This window comes from Rhodopseudomonas telluris (assembly GCF_042432815.1).
Taxonomy (GTDB): Bacteria; Pseudomonadota; Alphaproteobacteria; order Rhizobiales; family Xanthobacteraceae; genus Rhodopseudomonas; species Rhodopseudomonas telluris.
Genome location: NZ_JBHLWM010000001.1, coordinates 156,298 through 174,371 on the forward strand (window position 1 = coordinate 156,298; position 18,074 = coordinate 174,371).

At 66.4% G+C, this 18,074-nt stretch carries 17 protein-coding genes; 14 read left to right on the forward strand and 3 right to left on the reverse strand.

Going from position 1 to position 18,074, the window contains the following annotated elements:
- Nucleotides 1-153 precede the first annotated feature (153 nt).
- The 4 genes from ACFFJ6_RS00725 (at nucleotide 154) to ACFFJ6_RS00740 (ending at nucleotide 4,925) form a co-directional block, all read left to right on the forward strand.
- Entirely contained in the window at nucleotides 154-1,191 is a 1,038-nt protein-coding gene (locus ACFFJ6_RS00725) for a branched-chain amino acid ABC transporter permease (protein WP_378383321.1), read from the forward strand.
- The gene (locus tag ACFFJ6_RS00730; RefSeq protein ID WP_378383323.1) at nucleotides 1,188-2,960 is read left to right on the forward strand and encodes a branched-chain amino acid ABC transporter ATP-binding protein/permease; all 1,773 of its coding nucleotides are present in this window, start codon (nucleotides 1,188-1,190) and stop codon (nucleotides 2,958-2,960) included. Before ACFFJ6_RS00725 ends, ACFFJ6_RS00730 begins: the two co-directional genes overlap by 4 nt.
- On the forward strand, nucleotides 2,957-3,679 hold the full coding sequence (locus ACFFJ6_RS00735; protein ID WP_378383325.1) for an ABC transporter ATP-binding protein: 723 nt from the start codon (nucleotides 2,957-2,959) through the stop codon (nucleotides 3,677-3,679). Before ACFFJ6_RS00730 ends, ACFFJ6_RS00735 begins: the two co-directional genes overlap by 4 nt.
- A 91-nt stretch (nucleotides 3,680-3,770) precedes the next feature.
- A complete protein-coding gene (locus ACFFJ6_RS00740; RefSeq protein WP_378383327.1) occupies nucleotides 3,771-4,925 on the forward strand; it encodes an ABC transporter substrate-binding protein in 1,155 nt (384 codons plus the stop codon).
- Between the two features lie 73 nt (nucleotides 4,926-4,998).
- Here the strand turns inward: ACFFJ6_RS00740 and ACFFJ6_RS00745 are convergent, their stop codons facing one another.
- Nucleotides 4,999-5,805 (reverse strand): SDR family oxidoreductase, encoded by an 807-nt coding sequence (locus tag ACFFJ6_RS00745; RefSeq protein ID WP_378383329.1) that lies wholly within the window; start codon nucleotides 5,803-5,805, stop codon nucleotides 4,999-5,001.
- Between the two features lie 87 nt (nucleotides 5,806-5,892).
- Nucleotides 5,893-6,951, reverse strand: coding sequence for a polysaccharide deacetylase family protein (locus ACFFJ6_RS00750; protein WP_378383331.1), 1,059 nt, complete (start codon nucleotides 6,949-6,951; stop codon nucleotides 5,893-5,895).
- A gap of 157 nt (nucleotides 6,952-7,108) precedes the next feature.
- Here ACFFJ6_RS00750 and ACFFJ6_RS00755 point away from each other — a divergent pair, with 157 nt between their 5' ends.
- The 10 genes from ACFFJ6_RS00755 (at nucleotide 7,109) to phoB (ending at nucleotide 16,982) form a co-directional block, all read left to right on the forward strand.
- Complete coding sequence (locus ACFFJ6_RS00755; RefSeq protein WP_378383333.1) at nucleotides 7,109-8,503, forward strand: OmpA family protein; 1,395 nt, start codon at nucleotides 7,109-7,111, stop codon at nucleotides 8,501-8,503.
- A gap of 4 nt (nucleotides 8,504-8,507) precedes the next feature.
- Nucleotides 8,508-8,804, forward strand: a complete 297-nt coding sequence (locus ACFFJ6_RS00760) for a hypothetical protein (protein WP_378383335.1) — start codon at nucleotides 8,508-8,510, stop codon at nucleotides 8,802-8,804.
- Between the two features lie 214 nt (nucleotides 8,805-9,018).
- Nucleotides 9,019-10,053 carry a lysylphosphatidylglycerol synthase domain-containing protein gene (locus tag ACFFJ6_RS00765; protein ID WP_378383337.1) on the forward strand — a complete coding sequence of 345 codons (1,035 nt, stop codon included), beginning with the start codon at nucleotides 9,019-9,021 and terminating at the stop codon, nucleotides 10,051-10,053.
- 2 nt (nucleotides 10,054-10,055) lie between these two features.
- A complete protein-coding gene (locus ACFFJ6_RS00770; protein WP_378383339.1) occupies nucleotides 10,056-11,384 on the forward strand; it encodes an ATP-binding protein in 1,329 nt (442 codons plus the stop codon).
- Nucleotides 11,385-11,537: 153 nt separating this feature from the next.
- A complete protein-coding gene (pstS, locus tag ACFFJ6_RS00775) occupies nucleotides 11,538-12,548 on the forward strand; it encodes a phosphate ABC transporter substrate-binding protein PstS (protein ID WP_378383341.1) in 1,011 nt (336 codons plus the stop codon).
- A 236-nt stretch (nucleotides 12,549-12,784) separates the two neighbouring features.
- Nucleotides 12,785-13,786, forward strand: coding sequence for a phosphate ABC transporter permease subunit PstC (gene pstC, locus ACFFJ6_RS00780; RefSeq protein WP_378383343.1), 1,002 nt, complete (start codon nucleotides 12,785-12,787; stop codon nucleotides 13,784-13,786).
- Nucleotides 13,787-13,788: 2 nt separating this feature from the next.
- The gene (pstA, locus tag ACFFJ6_RS00785) at nucleotides 13,789-14,652 is read left to right on the forward strand and encodes a phosphate ABC transporter permease PstA (protein ID WP_378383345.1); all 864 of its coding nucleotides are present in this window, start codon (nucleotides 13,789-13,791) and stop codon (nucleotides 14,650-14,652) included.
- Complete coding sequence (gene pstB / locus ACFFJ6_RS00790; RefSeq protein WP_378383347.1) at nucleotides 14,649-15,473, forward strand: phosphate ABC transporter ATP-binding protein PstB; 825 nt, start codon at nucleotides 14,649-14,651, stop codon at nucleotides 15,471-15,473. Before pstA ends, pstB begins: the two co-directional genes overlap by 4 nt.
- A 25-nt stretch (nucleotides 15,474-15,498) precedes the next feature.
- Nucleotides 15,499-16,215: a phosphate signaling complex protein PhoU gene (gene phoU / locus ACFFJ6_RS00795; protein WP_378383349.1), complete on the forward strand. Its 717-nt coding sequence runs from the start codon at nucleotides 15,499-15,501 to the stop codon at nucleotides 16,213-16,215.
- A 53-nt stretch (nucleotides 16,216-16,268) separates the two neighbouring features.
- Entirely contained in the window at nucleotides 16,269-16,982 is a 714-nt protein-coding gene (phoB, locus tag ACFFJ6_RS00800; protein ID WP_378383351.1) for a phosphate regulon transcriptional regulator PhoB, read from the forward strand.
- Nucleotides 16,983-17,363: 381 nt separating this feature from the next.
- On the opposite strand, the gene ACFFJ6_RS00805 is transcribed toward phoB, so the two are convergent.
- Nucleotides 17,364-17,873 carry a GcrA family cell cycle regulator gene (locus tag ACFFJ6_RS00805; protein ID WP_378383353.1) on the reverse strand — a complete coding sequence of 170 codons (510 nt, stop codon included), beginning with the start codon at nucleotides 17,871-17,873 and terminating at the stop codon, nucleotides 17,364-17,366.
- Nucleotides 17,874-18,074: the final 201 nt, after the last annotated feature.

An 18,074-nucleotide genomic window follows, 5' to 3' on the forward strand; every position in this document is an offset into this window, starting at 1 on the left:
GCCGCGCGTCGGGGACCGCGCGGCCGGATCGGCTGGCGCCGCCGCCTGACGCCTGCGCGTCATTTCCCTTGAATTAAACGATCGGTTGGTGAATTTTACCAGCCTTAGCGAAACCGGGCCGCCAAGTGCCTGGATCGCGCCGGGGGAGGACGCGTGGACAGCACGATATTCCTGTTTCTTTTGCAGGACGGCATCATCAATGGTGCGGTCTATGCGCTCGTCGCCATCGCGCTGGTGCTGGTGTTCGCGGTCACGCGCGTCATTCTGGTGCCGCAGGGCGAATTCGTCGCGTTCACGGCGCTGACCATTGCGGCGCTGGAGAACGGCGTTGCGCCGGCGACGCCGTGGCTGCTGCTGGCGCTCGGCGTCCTCGCCGCGGCGTCCGGACTGATCCGGCATTTCAAAGATCTGACGCTGCGCCGCGTCGCTTTCATCGCGCTGTTCGATCTGGCGCTGCCGATCGCGCTGCTGCTGCTGACGCGCGCGGTGGCGCCGATGAAGATCGGGCAGGTCGGCAGCATCCTGCTGGCGATCGCGCTGATCACCCCGATGGGGCCGATGCTGTACCGCATCGCATTCGAGCCGATCGCCCATGCCAGCGTGCTGGTGCTGCTGATGGCGTCGTTCGGCGTGCATTTCTCGCTGATGGGGCTCGGCCTGCTGTTCTTCGGGCCGGAAGGCACCGGCACCACGCCGCTGTCGTCGCAATGCTTCTCGCTGGGTGAGTTGCTGATCACCGGGCAGAGCGTCGCGGTGCTGGTGGTGACGGCCGCGCTGCTGGGGCTGTTCGCGCTGTTCTTCGGCCGCACGCTGCTCGGCAAGGCGCTGAAAGCCTGCTCGTCGAACCGCACCGGCGCGCGCCTCGTCGGCATTCCGATCTCGGCGGCCGGGCAGATCGCGTTCGCGCTGGCGGCGCTGATCGGCGCAGTGTCGGGCGCGCTGGTCGGGCCGCTGATGACGGTGGCCTACGACTCCGGATTCCTGATCGGCCTGAAGGCGTTCGTCGCCGCGATTCTCGGCGGGTTGGTGAGCTATCCGCTGACCGTGCTGGCGGCGCTCACGGTCGGCTTCGCCGAGGCGCTGTTTTCGTTCTGGGCCAGCAATTTCAAGGAAGTGCTGGTGTTCACCCTGATCATCCCGGTGCTCGCCTGGCGCTCGATCGTCGCGCCCCATGCCGAGGAATCGGAATGAAGCCGCGCGCGCCGAAACTGATCCCCGCGGCGATCGCCGCCGCGATCCTGATCCTCCCGTTCACCGGGCTGATGCCGGATTACTGGATCACGCTGTTCAACTATATCGGCATCTCGAGCCTGGTTGCGATCGGGCTGGTGCTGCTCACCGGCGTCGGCGGCATGACGTCGTTCGGCCAGGCCGCGTTCGTCGGCTTCGGCGCTTACACGACCGGCGTGCTGACGGTGTATTTCGGAATCTCGCCATGGCTGACGCTGCCGGCGGCGATCGCCGTCACCATGGTGGCGGCGCTGCTGGTCGGCGCCATCACGGTGCGGCTCAGTGGTCACTACCTGCCGCTCGGCACCATCGCCTGGGGCATTGCGTTCTACTACCTGTTCGGCAATCTGAGCTGGCTCGGCGCCCATGATGGCCTGCCGGGCATTCCGGCGCTCAAGATCGGCTCCTACGCGCTGATCGCGCCGCGCGATTACTTCGTGGTAGTGTGGATCGCCGTGGTGCTGGCGGTGATCGCCACGCAGAACCTGCTCGGCGGCCGGGTCGGCCGCGCGGTGCGGGCGCTGCGGCGCTCGACCCGCGCGGCGGAAGCGTTCGGCGTCAACACCGCGGGCGCCAAGCTGATGGTGTTCGTCTATGCGGCGATGCTGGCGGGCCTCGCCGGCTGGCTGTACGCGCATTTCCAGCGCTCGGTGTCGCCCGGCCCGTTCGGCATCACGGCCGGCACCGAATATCTGCTGATGGCCGTGCTCGGCGGCGCGGGGCGCGTCTATGGGGCGATTCTCGGCGCGGCCGGCATCACCTTCCTGCGCGATCAGTTGCAGGACTGGCTGCCGCGGCTGCTCGGCCACACCGGCAATTTCGAGATCATCGCGTTCGGCGCCGTGCTGGTGCTGCTGCTGCAGACCGCGCCCGGCGGGCTGTGGCCGATCCTGTTCGGCCCGCCGCCGGCCCCGAAAGTCCCGCCGCCGCCCGACGGCGATCGCTTGCCGGCGCGCACGCTGCCTGCGCCCGGCACCAAGCTGTTGCAGGCCGATCAGGCGCGCAAGAGTTTCGGCGGTTTGGTCGCCGTCAACGACGTCGGCTTCGAGGTCGAGAGCGGCCGCATCATCGGTTTGATCGGGCCGAACGGTGCCGGCAAGAGCACCACATTCAACCTGATCACCGGCGTGTTGCCGCTGACCTCCGGCAAGATCGCGTTCGAAGGCCATCCGCTCGCCGCGCAGACGCCGCAGCGCGCGGCGCGGCTCGGGCTCGGCCGCACCTTCCAGCATGTCGAGATCGTCGCCGACATGAGCGTGGTCGAGAACGTCGCGCTCGGCGCGCATCTGCGCGGGCAGGCTGGCGTGCTACGGGCGATCTTCCGGCTCGACCGCGCCGAGGAAGCGCAACTGCTCGACAGCGCCCGGCGTGCGCTCGCCCGCGTCGGCCTCGCCGAGGTGGCGGACGAGCCGGCCGGCACGCTGGCGCTCGGCCAACTGCGGCTAATTGAAGTTGCCCGCGCGCTGTGCCTGGAGCCGGTGTTGCTGCTGCTCGACGAGCCGGCCGCCGGGCTCCGCGTCGGCGAGAAGAAGGCGCTCGCCAAGCTGCTGCGCGAGGTGCGGGCCGAGGGCATGAGCGTGCTGCTGGTCGAGCACGACATGGACTTCGTCATGAGCCTCGCCGATCGCCTCGTCGTGCTCGATTTCGGTACCAAGATCGCCGAAGGCGCGCCGGCCGCGATTCGCGAGAATCCGGCGGTGCTCGAAGCCTATCTCGGAGGCGTGTCGTGAGCGCGCTGCTCGAGGTGCAGAGCGTCAGCGTCGCCTATGGCCGCGCCGAGGTGGTGCACGACGTCTCGATCAAGGTCGAGCCCGGCGCGCTGGTGACGGTGATCGGCGCCAACGGCGCCGGCAAGACGACGCTGCTCAACGCCGTGATGGGGCTGCTCAAGGCGCGCGGCCGGCTGGTGTTTCGCGGCGCCGAGATCAGCGGCGTGGCGTTGGAGTCGCGGGTCAAGGCCGGGCTGTGCCTGGTGCCGGAGCGGCGTGAGCTGTTCGCCGATATGGCGGTGGAGGACAATCTGCTGCTCGGCGGTTTCCGCCGCAGCCGTGCCGAGCGCAGCCAGACCATCGCGGAAATCTATGCGCGGCTGCCACGGCTCAAGGAGCGCCGCGCCCAGCTCGCTGGGACGCTCTCCGGTGGCGAACGCCAGATGCTGGCGATGGGCCGGGCGCTGATGGCGCGGCCGACGCTGCTGATGCTCGACGAGCCGAGTCTCGGGCTGGCGCCGCGGATCGTGCGCGACGTCTTCCACATCCTGACGGATTTGCGGAAGAGCGGTGTCTCGATCCTGTTGGTCGAACAGAACGCCCGTGCGGCGCTCGAAGTCGCCGACTATGCTTACGTGATGGAACTGGGAGCGATCACCAAACAGGGATCGCCCGCCGACATCGCGGCCGATCCGCGGCTGGTCGAAAGCTATCTCGGCCTCGGCGGCCATGATTACTAGAGCGTGATCCCGAAAAGTGGATACCGGTTTTCGAACAAGATCATGCTCCAGGAAGACGCGTACCAACGATAACAAACGGAGGAGGACGTCCATGCAACAGACCAAGACCCTGATCGTCGCAATGGCGGCGATGCTGGCCGGCGTTAGCGCCGCGTCGGCGGAGATCAAGATCGGCATCACCATGAGCGCGTCCGGCCCCGGCGCCGCGCTCGGCCAGCCGCAGTCGAAGACGGTGGCGGCGCTGCCCAAGGAGATCGGTGGCGAGAAGATCACCTACTTCGCGCTCGACGACGAATCCGATCCGACCAAGGCGGCGCAGAACGCCCGCAAGCTGCTGTCGGAAGAAAAGGTCGACGTGCTGATCGGCTCGTCGCTGACGCCGGTCAGCCTGCCGCTGATCGACATCGCGGCCGAAGCCAAGACGCCGCTGATGACCATGGCGGCCGCCGCGATCCTGGTGGCGCCGATGGATGAGCGGCGCAAATGGGTCTACAAGGTGGTGCCGAACGACGACATCATGGCGGAGGCGATCGGCAAGTACATCGCCAAGACCGGCGCCAAGAAGGTCGGCTATATCGGCTTCTCGGACGCCTACGGCGAAGGCTACTACAAGGTGCTGGCCGCCGCCGCGCCCAAGCTCGGCTTCGAGCTGACGACGCACGAAGTATATGCCCGCAGCGACGCCAGCGTCACCGGCCAGGTGCTGAAGATCATCGCCACCAAGCCCGACGCGGTGTTCATCGCGGCGGCCGGCACGCCCGCGGTGCTGCCGCAGAAGGCGCTGCGCGAGCGCGGCTTCAAGGGGCCGATCTACCAGACCCACGGCGTCGCCACCGAAGAGTTCATCAAGCTCGGCGGCAAGGATGTCGAGGGCGCGATCTTCACCGGCGAGGCGTTCTCGGGCGCCGAGGACATGCCGGCCGACAGCCCGTTCCGCAAGGTCAAGGCGCGGTTCGTCGACGCCTACAAGGCCGCCAATGGCGGCGCGTCGCCGACCATCTTCGGCGTGCATCTGTGGGATTCGATGACGCTGGTCGAGAACGCGATTCCCGGCGCGCTCAAAGTCGCCAAGCCCGGCACGCCGGAGTTCCGCGCCGCGATCCGCGACCAGATCGAGAAGTCGAAAGACCTCGCGCTCAACAACGGCTTGTCGAACATGACGCCCGACAACCACAACGGCTACGACGAACGCTCCGCCTTCCTGATCGAAATCCGCGACGGCGCGTTCCGGCTGAAGCAACAGTAATAGCGGCGCTGATCAGCACGCGAAGTCATTCCGGGGCGGCGCCCCGGAATGACAGAGAGGCGGACGAGCCCGCTCAGGCCCAGCCGTCGCCCTTGATGCCGGGATTGGCGAAGGCGACGCCGCCATCGACCGTGATGGTCGAACCGACCACGTAGTCGCCGGCGCGCGAGGCGAGGAACACCGCGGTGCCGGCCATGTCCTCATCGGTGCCGATCCGGCCCGACGGCACGCGCTTGGCGACCGCGTCGGCCTCGTCGCGCGCCGCTTTGTTCATGTCGGAGGCGAACGGGCCCGGAGCGATCGCCGTCACCACGATGTGGTCCTTGATCAGTCGCACCGCCATCCGCCGCGTCAGATGGATCAGGCCGGCCTTCGAAGCCGCGTACGGATAGGTCTCGAGCGGATTGACGAAGATGCCGTCGATCGAGGCGATATTGATCACCTTGCCGGGCTGCTCCGCGCTCGCGGCGGCGCGCAGCTGCGGCGCCAGCGCCTTGGTCAGGAAGAACGGCGTCTTGACGTTGAGGTCCATGACCTTGTCCCAGCCGCTCTCCGGGAACTCATCGAAATCGGCCGCCCAGGCGGCGCCGGCGTTGTTGACGAGAATGTCGAGCTTGGACTCGCGCCGCTTGATCTCGGCCGCCAGCATGTCAATGCCCGCCATGGTGGAGATGTCGATCGGCAGCGCGATGCATTCGCCCGGATACATCTCGTCGAGCTCGTCGGCGGTGGCCAGGCAGGGCGCGGCCTTGCGGGCGGTGATGTAGACGCGGCTCGCGCCGTAGGCGAGGAAGCCCGCCGCGATCATCTTGCCGATGCCGCGCGAGCCGCCGGTCACCAAGGCGGTGCGGCCTTGCAGCGAAAACAGATCCTTGAACATTCGATCTCCCCGTATGTTTGCCGGGATGGTTTGCGGCCCGGTCAGGAGTGAGTCAAGGATGCGCGCCCGCGGCGTTCCGGCAAAGCCTCACGCCGCATCGACGCGGCGGAAGCCGTTCCACATTGCGGTCGCGGCGCCGGATGTGAGCACCGGCAGGATTCGATCGTCCTGGTAGTTGCCGTTGAGCGAGACGCGCGGCAGCGCGGTGAGATGATCGGCAAAACCGGGAAACAGCATGCCCGGCCGCGTCGTCACCGCGGTCTTGAAGCCGGCCCGCTGCGCCAGTTCGTATTCGCGCGGCCCCGCCGCCGCGCGGTCGCCATACGGATAGGCTAGATGCGCGACCTCCCGATCGATGTGAGCCTCGATCCGGGCGCGACTGATCGACATCTCGTGCAGCGCCAGGGCTTCGCGCTGGTTCGACAGAATGCAATGGGTAATGGTGTGGGCGCCGATCGTCACCAGCGGATGCTGGGCGAAGGCGCGCAGTTCGTCCCACGGCAGGCACAGCTCACGGCTCGCAGCGGTGTCGTCGATGCCGTGCCGGGCGCACAGCGTGCTCATCATGCGCTGCAGATCGTCGCCGCCGGGAAGGCCGCGCAGCAGCGCGTGCAGCCGGTCGTACGTCTCCTGCTTGGCCACGGCGGTCGTTGCGTCGAGCCGGATCTCGGCGTCGCCGATCTGGACCTCGATGCTGTCGGCGCGCGCAATCAGCCTTTCGAGCGTGATCCACCACAGCCGGCCGGTGCCCTGGGCGAAGTCGCTGGCGGCGTAGACGGCGAACGGCGCCTGGAACTCCTCGAACACCGGCAGCGCGAAGTCGCGATTGTCGCGATAGCCGTCGTCGAGCGTAATGCAGGCGAAGCGACGGCCGAAGGCACGCGTCGACAGTCGCCGGTGCAACTCGTCCATTGTGATGATGTCGATATCCTGGGCGCGCAGATGCCGCAGCGTGGCGCGCAGGAACTCCGGCGTGACTTCGAGATGGCGGTTCGGCTGGAACGGGTCGTTCCGCGGCGGCCGCACATTGTGCAGCATCAGGATCGCGCCGATTCCGGAAAAGATCGGTCGCAGCACGTGATATGCGCCGGTAAAATAAAGCGCATCGAGCCCGGCGCGGATGATGTTGTGGCGAAACTGCTTCATCGGGCTGCGGGCCGGTTCATTTCAGGACATTGTTAGCGTCGCACGTTTGAAGAAACGGTTATTGAGAACCGCAGTAGCTCGGGCATTTCCGCGGAATTGCGTTTGACAGCCCCTCAACGGTTTGATTTCTCTCTGCTTCTGATCCACGGGAAGCGGAATGCGCGGACTTTTCAGATCGAGCGGCAAGTGGTGGCGAGGCGCCATCGTTCTTTGCGCTCTGTGGGCTATCGCGGCGTGGATGACCACCCCCGCCGTGGAAGCCGATGTCGCCGAGCGGGCCGCTGAGGCGCTCAAAAATACCGTCCTCGACAAGACGCGGCTGACGCCGTCCGGTCGCGACGTCACGTTCTCGGCCGATGCGTTCTCCGAGGAGGGGCGGCGCAGCGCGGTCGCGGCGGTCGAAGCTGTTCCGGGCGTCCGCCAGGTGGTCGACCAGACGCGGCTGGTGCCGCAGGCGACGCCGTTCGTCTGGACCATCGAGCGCGACGTCGTGCGGGTCACGCTGGGCGGCAGCGCGCCGTTGCCGGCGAGCCGGGCGCGCCTGGCCGACGCGACCCGCGCTGAGGTGGGCGGTGTCGAGGTCGCCGACCGGATGACGCTGGCGCGCGGGGCGCCGAGCCGGTTCGACGCGGTTGCGATGCTGCTGGTCGATCAGATCGGCAAGCTGAAAGAGGGCAAGATCACGCTCTCCGACACCAAGGTCAGCCTCACCGGCATGGCGCGCGACCTGGGCGGCCGCGAGGCGATCGCGGCGGCGCTGCGCAACCTGCCGGAGGGCTATTCGGTCGCCGAGAACGACATCAAGGCGCCGCCTTACGTGTTCCAGGCCAACAAGGACCCAGTGGCTTCGACGGTGACGCTGTCCGGTTACGTGCCGGACAACGCCGTGCACGCGACGCTGGCTTCCGCCGCCGGGCAGAAGTTCTTCAACGAGAAGGTGGTCGACAATCTCAAGGCCAGTATCGGCGCGCCGTCGGGCTTTGCCACTGCGGTCGCGCCGGCGCTCGGCGCATTGTCGCGGCTCTCGACCGGTACCCTGGTGGTCTCGGACCGTGAGGTGCGACTGTCCGGTGACGCACTGTTCGAGGCGGCGGTCAGCCAGATCCGCGGCGAGCTGAACAAGGACATGCCGCAAGGCTGGACCGTGAAGGCCGACCTTTCGGTCAAACCTGCGGCATCCCCGGTCGATGCCACGGTCTGCCAGCAGCTGTTCAACGAGCTGCTCGCCAAGAGCACGGTGCGCTTCGAACCCTCCAGCGCCACCATCGACAAGGACTCGGCGGGCCTGCTCGACCGGCTGATCGAGACCGCGCTGCGGTGCCCCGGCGCCGTGATCGAGGTATCGGGTCACACCGACGGCGACGGCGACGCCGCCTTCAACAAGGCGCTGTCCGAGAAGCGCGCCAAAGCGGTGGTCGACTACATGGTCAAGGCCGGTCTGCCACCCGAGCGCTTCCAGGCGTTCGGCTACGGCAGCACCATCCCGCTGGCCGGAAACGACACCGAGGCCGGGAAGGCGAAAAATCGCCGCATCGATTTCGTGATCAGGTGACGGCATGATGGTGATGGCGAATTTCTACTGGGGCTGGTTGCTCGGGGCGCTGTTGCTGGGGTTCGCCGCAGGCTGGATCTCGGTGGTGCAACACGGGCCCGGCCTGTCGAAGAATGCCGCAATGGGAATCGGCGGGGTGGCGGCGGTGCTCGTCGGCCTGTCGCTCGCCCGGATCATTCCAGGTCGGTTCGGTTACTGGCTCGATCTTTTCCTTGTCATGATTGCTGCCTATCTGGTGGGGTGTGCGATCGGTTCGTGGCTGCGCTACTGGGTTGTGGCGCGGCAGATGCGGGGGCAGTGACCTCCCGCGGCACCCTGCCACTTCGCGGAGGGTGCGAATGATGAAACCGGTCTGCCCGACCGGGAATTGACGCAGAGGAGCGGGATTGGCGGTATCGTCCGAATTCCACTCAGCCCGGAAACGAGCTCCAAGAGCTTCCTGGCCACGGTCCGGTAACGGCTGTCGTGATACCGGTCCTGTTGTCCCGGGTGGTGGAAAGGGATTCGAGGTTTAGATGGTGGCCGCAATCGGCAGGGTGATCGCGTTCCTGCGCGAGAAGCAAATCCTGCACAAGGTTGGTGTTGCGATCAGCATCGCGGTCATCGCGGCTGCCTGTTACGTGCTCTATCATCTGCTGCGCGGCATCGACCTCGACAAGGTGCTCGAAGCGATCCGTCAGACCGAACCGCGGGCGATCGCGCTCGCCGCGCTGTTCGTCGCGGCCGGCTATTTCACCCTGACGTTCTATGATTTGTTCGCGTTGCGGACGATCGGCCGCAAGGAAGTGCCGTACCGCACCGCCGCGCTCGCCGCCTTCACCAGCTACTCGATCGGTCACAATGTCGGCGCCAGCGTGTTCACCGGCGGCGCGGTGCGCTACCGCATCTATTCGGCCTGGGGCCTCGACGGTATCGACGTCGCCAAGATCTGCTTCCTCGCCGGCCTGACCTTCTGGCTCGGCAATGCAGCGGTGCTGGGCATGGGCATCGCCTATCATCCGGAGGCGGCATCCTCGATCGATCAGCTGCCACCCTGGCTCAACCGCGTGCTGGCCTTCGTCATTCTGGCGGGCCTGACGGTGTATGTCGCCTGGGTTTCGTTCAGGCCGCGCCGCGTCGGCCGCGGCACCTGGACGGTCGAGCTGCCGGGCGGGCCGCTGACGCTGCTGCAGATCGGAATCGGGATCGTCGATCTCGGCTTCTGCGCGCTCGCCATGTACGTGCTGGTGCCGGACGAGCCCAATCTCGGTTTCGTGGTGGTGGCGGTGATCTTCGTGTCCGCGACGCTACTCGGCTTCGCCAGCCATTCGCCGGGTGGTCTCGGCGTGTTCGACGCCGCGATGCTGGTCGGCCTGTGGCAGATGGACAAGGAAGGGCTGCTGGCCGGCATGCTGCTGTTCCGCATCCTCTACTACATGGTGCCGTTCATGCTGTCGGTGATCATTCTCGCCATTCGTGAGATTGTCATCGGAACGAGGTTGAAACGGATGCATCGGCTTGCCGACGCGCTCGACCCGAAGCCGGTCCGACAGGATCCCACACCAGGCTGACCATGATCGCCCAGGCGCCCGACGACACTGCCCGCTCGCTCGCTCCGCTCACGGATCAGGTCGCCGCGCCGATTGCGACTCCCTGGATCGACCGGCTGCGCCATGCCGCCATCATCCTGCTGGCCGGCGGCATCGCCGTGACGGCGCTGACCGTGCTCGGCGAAATGTCGGCGCGCGCGGCCGGCGTCGTGTTCGCGTGCCTCGCGGCAGCGGCGCTGGTGCCCTGGCGGCTGCACAACGCCGTCAATGCACGAGAGGACACCTACGGCATCAGTCCGGTCGAGACCCCGGTGGTGCGCGCCATCGTGGCCGGAATGCCGGATCCCGCCGTTCTGCTCGATCGCGCCGGTCGGGTGCTGCATCTCAACGCGGCGGCGGCCCAGCTCGCTCCGGCGCTGCGGGTTCGCGAACTCGCCCAGTTCGCGCTGCGCAATCCGGAGATCGTTACCGCCTTGCGGGAGGCGATTGCCACCGCCGAGCCGCGCCGCGTCAGCTATCTCGATCACGCGCCGATCGAGCGTTGGATGGAGCTGATCATTGCGCCGGTCCAGGTGCCGACCGCGTTCGGCGGCACCGACCAGTGCATGCTGATGACGTTCCACGATCTGACGCCGCTGCGCCGGGCCGAGGAGATGCGCGCCGATTTCGTCGCCAATGCGAGCCACGAACTGCGCACCCCGCTGGCGGCGCTGTCCGGCTTCATCGACACGCTGCTGGGGCCGGCGCGCGACGATCCGAAGGCGCGTGCCCGGTTCCTCGGCATCATGCAGGCGCAGGCGACGCGGATGGCGCGGCTGATCGACGATCTGCTGTCGCTGTCGCGTGTCGAACTCACCGCCCACGTCCGCCCGGAAGCCCACATCGATCTGGCGCCGCTGATCAAGCAGGTCGCGGACGGGCTCGAATCCCTCGCCAGGGACCGACAGGTCGCGATCGAGCTCGATCTTCCGGACAGTCCGGCGATGATCGCGGGCGATCGTGAAGAGCTGCTGCGGGTGTTCGAGAATCTGATCGAGAACGCGCTGAAATACGGCGCCTCGGGCGGCCGCGTCGCGGTTTCCGTGGTGGCCGCGTCGGTGGCGGACGGTGGATCGGAATACCGGGTGGCGGTGCGTGACTTCGGCCCCGGCATTGCGCCCGAACACCTGCCGCGGCTGACGGAACGGTTCTACCGCGTGGACGTCGGCGACAGCCGGTCCCAGGGCGGGACCGGGTTGGGATTGTCGCTGGTGAAACATATCGTTAACCGCCATCGCGGCCGTCTGCTGATCGAAAGCGTTCTCAGGAAGGGCGCGACTTTCACCGTCTGTTTTCCCCCGGTAAAGTCCTAGGGCGGATCGAGATTTCGATTTGATTTCAGTGGCTTGACGTAGTCACATGAGTGTCATCAAACCCTCATAAAAGGTCAATCGACCGCCCCTAAATGGCGGGAGGCAAGCGCAGTCGGGCGCGATGAGCGCTTCGCTTGTCAACGGAGACCTTCCATGAATTTCATCAAGGCAATCGTCGCGGCCGGAATGGTTGCGGCGTCGACCTCGGCCTTTGCGGCTGACATCACCGGCGCTGGCGCCACGTTCCCGTTCCCGGTCTATTCGAAGTGGGCCGACACCTACAAGAAAGAGACCGGCAACGGCCTGAACTACCAGTCGATCGGTTCGGGCGCCGGCATCAAGCAGATCATTGCCAAGACCGTGACCTTCGGTGCCACCGACGCGCCGCTCAAGCCCGAGCAGCTCGATAAGGAAGGCCTGGTGCAGTGGCCGATGGTGATGGGCGCCATCGTTCCGGTCGTGAACCTCGAAGGCATCAAGCCGGGTGAGCTGGTGTTCGACGGCGAAACTCTGGCCAACATCTACATCGGCAAGATCACCAAGTGGGACGATCCGGCGATCGCCAAGCTCAATCCGAAGCTGAAGCTGCCGTCCGACGCCATCACGGTCGTCCGCCGTTCGGACGGTTCGGGCACCACCTTCAACTTCACCGACTATCTCTCCAAGGTCAGCGCCGACTGGAAGACCAAGGTCGGTTCGGGCACCGCGGTCGAATGGCCCGTCGGCGTCGGCGCCAAGGGCAACGAAGGCGTTGCCGGCAACGTCAGCCAGACCAAGAACTCGATCGGCTACGTCGAGTACGCCTACGCCAAGCAGAACAAGCTGACCTACACCGGCCTGATCAACAGCACCGGCAAGCCGGTTCAGCCGACCATCGCGGCGTTCCAAGCTGCGGCGGCCAACGCCGACTGGGCCAAGGCTCCGGGCTATTACCTGATCCTGACCAACCAGCCGGGCGAAACCTCGTGGCCGATCACTGCCGCGACCTTCATCCTGATGCACAAGGAGCCGGTCGACAAGGCGGCGTCCGCCGAGGCGATCAAGTTCTTCAAGTGGGCGTTCGAGAAGGGCGGCAAGGCTGCCGAAGAGCTCGACTACATCCCGATGCCGGAACCGGTCGTCAAGCTGATCGAGAAGACCTGGTCGTCGGATATCAAGAGCTGATCTGAACCATCGGTCGTGCGACCGGCTTCGGCCGGTCGCACGGTTGCTCCCGGCTTTCGGGATTACTTTCCAACTATCTGCGATCCGGCCCGCACCGGCCGGTTTCGAGGCCGCACTGAGGGGCGCAGTGCGGATGAGGCCCTGGCCGCAGACGCGGCCTGGCGCTCGGTTCAACCAGAAATCTCCAGGCTACGCGGCTCGTTTATCGTAACCTGCATCAGCGCAAGGAGACAGGCGTGGCGGACATGGCAGTAGACAGCACGGGGCTGCAAGCGGCGGCTGGACCTTATGATCGGGCCCGCGCCCTGAGTGCCTTCAAGCTCAGCGACTCGGCGTTCTACTGGACCACCCGCGCCTGCGCGATCTCGGTCCTGCTCATCCTCGGCGGCATCATCATCTCGCTGATGGTCGGCGCCTGGCCGGCGCTGCGCGAATTCGGCTTCTCCTTCCTGACCACCGCCCGCTGGGCTCCCGCCAACGATCCGCCGGTGCTCGGCGCACTCGGCCCGATCTACGGCACGCTGGTGACCTCGGTGATCGCGATGGTGATCGCCATCCCGGTCGGCCTCGGCATCGCGATCTTCCTCACCGAGCTGTGCCCGATGTGGCTGCGTCGCCCGATCGGCCTCGCCATCGAACTGCTCGCCGGCATTCCGTCGATCATCTACGGCATGTGGGGCTTCTTCGTACTCGGCCCGTTCCTGGCCAATCATTTCCAGCCGGCGATGATCGCGCTGTTCGATGGCGTGCCGGTGCTCGGCACCATCTTCGCCGGGCCGCCGTCCTATCTCAGCCTGTTCAATGCCTCGCTGATCCTCGCCATCATGGTGCTGCCGTTCATCACCGCGATCTCGGTCGATGTGTTCAAGACCGTGCCGCCGGTGCTGAAGGAAGCCGCCTACGGGGTCGGCTGCACCACCTGGGAAGTCGTCCGCAAGGTGGTGATCCCCTACACCCGGGTCGGCGTGATCGGCGGCATCATGCTGGCGCTCGGCCGCGCGCTCGGCGAGACCATGGCGGTGACCTTCATCATCGGCAATTCGTTCCGGATTTCCGGCTCGATCTTCGGTCCCGGCACCACCATCTCGGCGGCGATCGCGTCCGAGTTCGCCGAGAGCGACGGCCTGCATCAGTCCGGCCTGATCCTGCTCGGCCTGCTGCTGTTCATTCTGACGTTCATCGTGCTGGCGGCCGCGCGCCTGCTGCTGCTGCGGCTCGAACTGAAGGCGGGCAAGTAATCATGTCGACGACCCAAGCCGTCAATCCGATCTACAAGCGCCGCCACCGCACCGACGTGATCATCAAGGTGCTGTGCTCGGCCGCCGCGCTGTTCGGCGTCACCTGGCTGGCGCTGATCCTGTTCACGCTGTTCTGGAACGGCCTCGCCGGCCTGCATCTGCAGGTGTTCACCCAGAACACGCCGCCGCCGGGCTCGAACGAAGGCGGCCTGCTCAACGCCATCGTCGGCTCGATCATCATGACGGTGCTGGGCGTCGGCATCGGCGCGCCGCTTGGCCTGTTCGCCGGCACGTACCTCGCCGAATACGGCAAGCACGATCGGCTCACCTCGGTGATCCGCTTCATCAACGACATCCTGCTCAGCGCGCCGTCGATCATCATCGGCCTGTTCATCTACGGCGCGGTAGTGGTGACGATGGGGCGGTTCTCGGCGCTCGCGGGTTCGCTGGCGCTGGCCGTCATCGTCATTCCGGTGGTGGTGCGGACCACCGAGGACATGCTGCTGCTGGTCCCGAGCTCGCTGCGCGAAGCGGCTTCCGCGCTCGGTCTGCCGCGCTCGCTGGTGATCCGCCGGATCGCCTACCGCGCCGCCCGGGCCGGTCTCATCACCGGCATCCTGCTGGCCACGGCGCGCGTCGCCGGCGAGACCGCGCCGCTGCTGTTCACGGCGCTCAGCAATCAGTTCTTCAGCTTCGACCTGACCAAGACGATGGCCAACCTGCCGGTGACCATCAACAACTTCGTTCAGAGCCCCTACGATTACTGGAAGCAGCTCGCCTGGACGGGCGCTCTGCTGATCACCCTGACCGTGCTTGCCCTGAATATTGGTGCGCGCATCATCGGCGCCGAGAGGACCACGAAATGACCGAGATTTCGATTGCCACCACGCTGCCGAGCGGACCTGGCCCCGCCATCGCCAGCCAGCCCGACGGCCCGGCCAAGGTGGTGGTGCGCGATCTGAACTTCTACTACGGCCAGAACCACGCGCTGAAGCACATCAACCTCGCGCTCGCCACCAACCGGGTTACCGCCTTCATCGGCCCGTCGGGCTGCGGCAAGTCGACCCTGCTGCGGATCTTCAACCGGATGTACGATCTGTATCCGGGGCAGCGCGCCGAGGGGCAGGTGATGCTCGACGGTCAGAACGTGCTGGATCCGAAGCTCGACCTCAACCTGCTGCGCGCCCGCGTCGGCATGGTGTTCCAGAAGCCGACGCCGTTCCCGATGACGATCTATGAGAACATCGCGTTCGGCATCCGGCTGTACGAGAAGATCTCCAAGTCGGAGATGGACGGCCGCGTCGAGAAGGCGCTGCGCGGCGCCGCGCTGTGGACCGAGGTCAAGGACAAGCTCGGGGCCTCCGGCCTCAGCCTGTCGGGCGGCCAGCAGCAGCGTCTGTGCATCGCCCGCACCATCGCGGTGCGGCCCGAAGTGATCCTGTTCGACGAGCCGTGCTCGGCGCTCGATCCGATCTCGACCGCCAAGATCGAAGAGCTGATCGACGAACTCAAGGAAGACTACACGATCGCGATCGTCACCCATAACATGCAGCAGGCGGCCCGCGTCTCGGAGTCGACCGCGTTCATGTATCTCGGTGAGCTGATCGAGTTCGGCCCGACCAACAAGATCTTCACGTCGCCGAACGATCGGCGGACCCAGGATTACATCACCGGCCGCTTCGGCTGACGCGCCAGGCGCGAGGAGAACGGACATGGGCTTCGAGCACACCACCAAGGCGTTCGACGGCGACCTTCAGGAACTGACCCGCATGGTCGCCGAAATGGGCGGTCTGGCCGAACGCCAGATCGTCGACTCGGTCGACGCGCTGGTCCGGCGCGACGTCGCGCTCGGCGCGCGCGTCGTGGCGGCCGATCAGGAAATCGACCAGATGCAGCGCGCGATCGAAGAGCGCGCGGTGCTGACGATCGCGCGGCGGCAGCCGATGGCGGTCGACCTGCGCGACATCGTCGGCGCGATGCGGGTCGCCACCGACCTGGAGCGGATCGGCGATCTCTCCAAGAACATCGCCAAGCGCGTCAACGCCATCGACAGCGACTTCCACCCGCTGAAGCTGATCCGCGGCCTCGAGCACATGACCGATCTGGTGCAGTCCCAGGTCAAGGCGGTGCTGGACGCCTATACGGCGCACGATTTGCCCGCCGCGATGGTGGTGTGGAACGGCGACGAGGAAGTCGACGCGATCTGCACCTCGCTGTTCCGCGAGCTGCTCACCTACATGATGGAAGATCCGCGCAACATCTCGTTCTGCATCCACCTGATGTTCTGCGCCAAGAATATCGAGCGGATCGGCGACCACGCCACCAACATCGCCGAGACGGTGTTCTACATGATCGAAGGCCAGCAGATTCTGGACAAGCGCCCGAAGGGCGACATGACCACCTTCGCCAACGCCACGCCGGGCAACTAACGTATCGTCCGCGAACCGCGGACGGTGCCCAACGATGAAGACGAGGACGACATATGGGCGCGCGCATTCTGGTAGTTGAAGACGAGGAAGCGCTGACCACGCTGCTGCGCTACAATCTGGAATCCGACGGCTACGACGTCGAGACCGTCGCACGCGGCGACGACGCCGATACAAGGATGAAGGAGCGGATTCCGGATCTGGTGGTGCTGGACTGGATGCTGCCGGGCCTGTCCGGCATCGAACTGTGCCGTCGCCTGCGGGCGCGGCCGGAGACCAAGCAGCTACCGATCATCATGCTGACCGCGCGCGGCGAGGAAAGCGAGCGCGTCCGCGGGCTCGCCACCGGGGCCGACGACTACATCGTCAAGCCGTTCTCGGTGCCGGAACTGCTGGCGCGGGTGAAGGGTCTGCTACGGCGCGCGGCGCCGGAGCGGCTCGCCACCGTGCTGTCCTACGGCGATCTCGAACTCGACCGCGACAAGCGTCGCGTCGCACGCTCCGGCCGGCCGATCGACCTCGGTCCGACGGAGTATCGCCTGCTCGAGTTCTTCCTGGAGCATCCCGGCCGGGTGTTCAGTCGGGAGCAGCTGCTCGACGGCGTCTGGGGCCGTGACATCTATATCGACGAACGCACCGTCGACGTGCACATCGGCCGGCTGCGCAAGCTGCTCAACCCCGGCCGCGAACAGGACCCGATCCGCACCGTCCGCGGCGCGGGTTACGCGCTGGACGACCGCTTCGCCAAGGCGGAAAGCAGCCCGTCCTGATTGTTAGTTCGATCGGGATCGAGCGCGAAGGTGGCGTGAGCGACGCAGCGCCTGAACGGTAGCTCATCGGTAGCCCGCATGAGCGGAAGCGACATGCGGGGGTGACCGGTGCTTCCCGCATATCACTTCCGCTCATGCGGGCTATGATTTTGACGCCATCACAGCCGAGATCCTCCGCGAAAGCGGAGGATCTCGGATTGCAGCGGGGGCGTGTGGAGCAACTGGCGCTCTGGAATGCTGGGTCGCCCGTCTTGCGCAGGCGCTGCCGTTTGAGCGGCGACTAACATGGCGCCCAAGCGGCGCTGGTATCAGTGCCCTCTCCGCTCGCGGGAGAGGGCAGCCTCGGCGCCGGCCGCCCGTGCGGTCGGGTGAGGGGGCGTGTTACCGCGTGGTCTTCGGGGCAGCGCGGCGGCGGTCGCCGACGGGCTGGTAGGCGATGCGCGAGTGGTGCGCGCAGTAGGGCAGGCCGGGCAGCGACTTGCCGCCGCAGAAGAAGAATTCCGGATTGCTCGGATCGCCGATCGGCCAGTGGCAGGTGGCTTCGTTGAGCTCGAGCAGCGACAGCCGCTGGTTCATCGGCACCACGTTGTCGTAGGTGACCGGTTCCGGCTCGGCCTCGACTTCGAACACATGCGCGAGCGCGGTGTTGCCGCGCGCCACCGGACGTGTGACCCGCATCATATGCTGGGCCGGACGCGCCTTGCGCGGGCGCGGCGCGGCTGAGGTCGGGCTCTTGGCCCGGCCCGACAGGCCGAGACGGTGCACCTTGCCGATCACGGCGTTACGCGTCACGTTGCCGAGCTCCGCGGCAATTTGACTCGCCGACAGCCCGCCTTCCCATAATTTCTTCAACTGCTCGACGCGCTCGTCCGTCCAGGTCAATGCCGTCATCGTTCTATCCCTTCCTGCCGCGCGGCGCTGGTTCAGCGCGGAACCGCAGCTGTGAGGTCGTCCAAATGTCTTGCCGGCAGAATCCCTTAGCCCTCGCCGGACGACCATTGCCGCCCGGGCGATACGCACCCACCGAGAGCTCAATAAGGATTACAAACCGCGCACGAGATGTCGTACCCGACAGCCAAAACGCTACAATAT

Bases quoted from the DNA above. Each gene is read 5' to 3' on its own strand.
- ACFFJ6_RS00765 (WP_378383337.1), top strand. From the start codon at position 9,019: ATGGTGGCCGCAATCGGCAGGGTGATCGCGTTCCTGCGCGAGAAGCAA.
- ACFFJ6_RS00745 (WP_378383329.1), bottom strand. From the start codon at position 5,805: ATGTTCAAGGATCTGTTTTCGCTGCAAGGCCGCACCGCCTTGGTGACC.
- ACFFJ6_RS00740 (WP_378383327.1), top strand. From the start codon at position 3,771: ATGCAACAGACCAAGACCCTGATCGTCGCAATGGCGGCGATGCTGGCC.
- pstB (WP_378383347.1), top strand. From the start codon at position 14,649: ATGACCGAGATTTCGATTGCCACCACGCTGCCGAGCGGACCTGGCCCC.
- ACFFJ6_RS00805 (WP_378383353.1), bottom strand. From the start codon at position 17,873: ATGACGGCATTGACCTGGACGGACGAGCGCGTCGAGCAGTTGAAGAAA.
- ACFFJ6_RS00750 (WP_378383331.1), bottom strand. From the start codon at position 6,951: ATGAAGCAGTTTCGCCACAACATCATCCGCGCCGGGCTCGATGCGCTT.
- pstS (WP_378383341.1), top strand. From the start codon at position 11,538: ATGAATTTCATCAAGGCAATCGTCGCGGCCGGAATGGTTGCGGCGTCG.
- phoB (WP_378383351.1), top strand. From the start codon at position 16,269: ATGGGCGCGCGCATTCTGGTAGTTGAAGACGAGGAAGCGCTGACCACG.
- pstA (WP_378383345.1), top strand. From the start codon at position 13,789: ATGTCGACGACCCAAGCCGTCAATCCGATCTACAAGCGCCGCCACCGC.
- phoU (WP_378383349.1), top strand. From the start codon at position 15,499: ATGGGCTTCGAGCACACCACCAAGGCGTTCGACGGCGACCTTCAGGAA.
- ACFFJ6_RS00730 (WP_378383323.1), top strand. From the start codon at position 1,188: ATGAAGCCGCGCGCGCCGAAACTGATCCCCGCGGCGATCGCCGCCGCG.
- ACFFJ6_RS00755 (WP_378383333.1), top strand. From the start codon at position 7,109: ATGCGCGGACTTTTCAGATCGAGCGGCAAGTGGTGGCGAGGCGCCATC.
- ACFFJ6_RS00760 (WP_378383335.1), top strand. From the start codon at position 8,508: ATGATGGTGATGGCGAATTTCTACTGGGGCTGGTTGCTCGGGGCGCTG.
- ACFFJ6_RS00770 (WP_378383339.1), top strand. From the start codon at position 10,056: ATGATCGCCCAGGCGCCCGACGACACTGCCCGCTCGCTCGCTCCGCTC.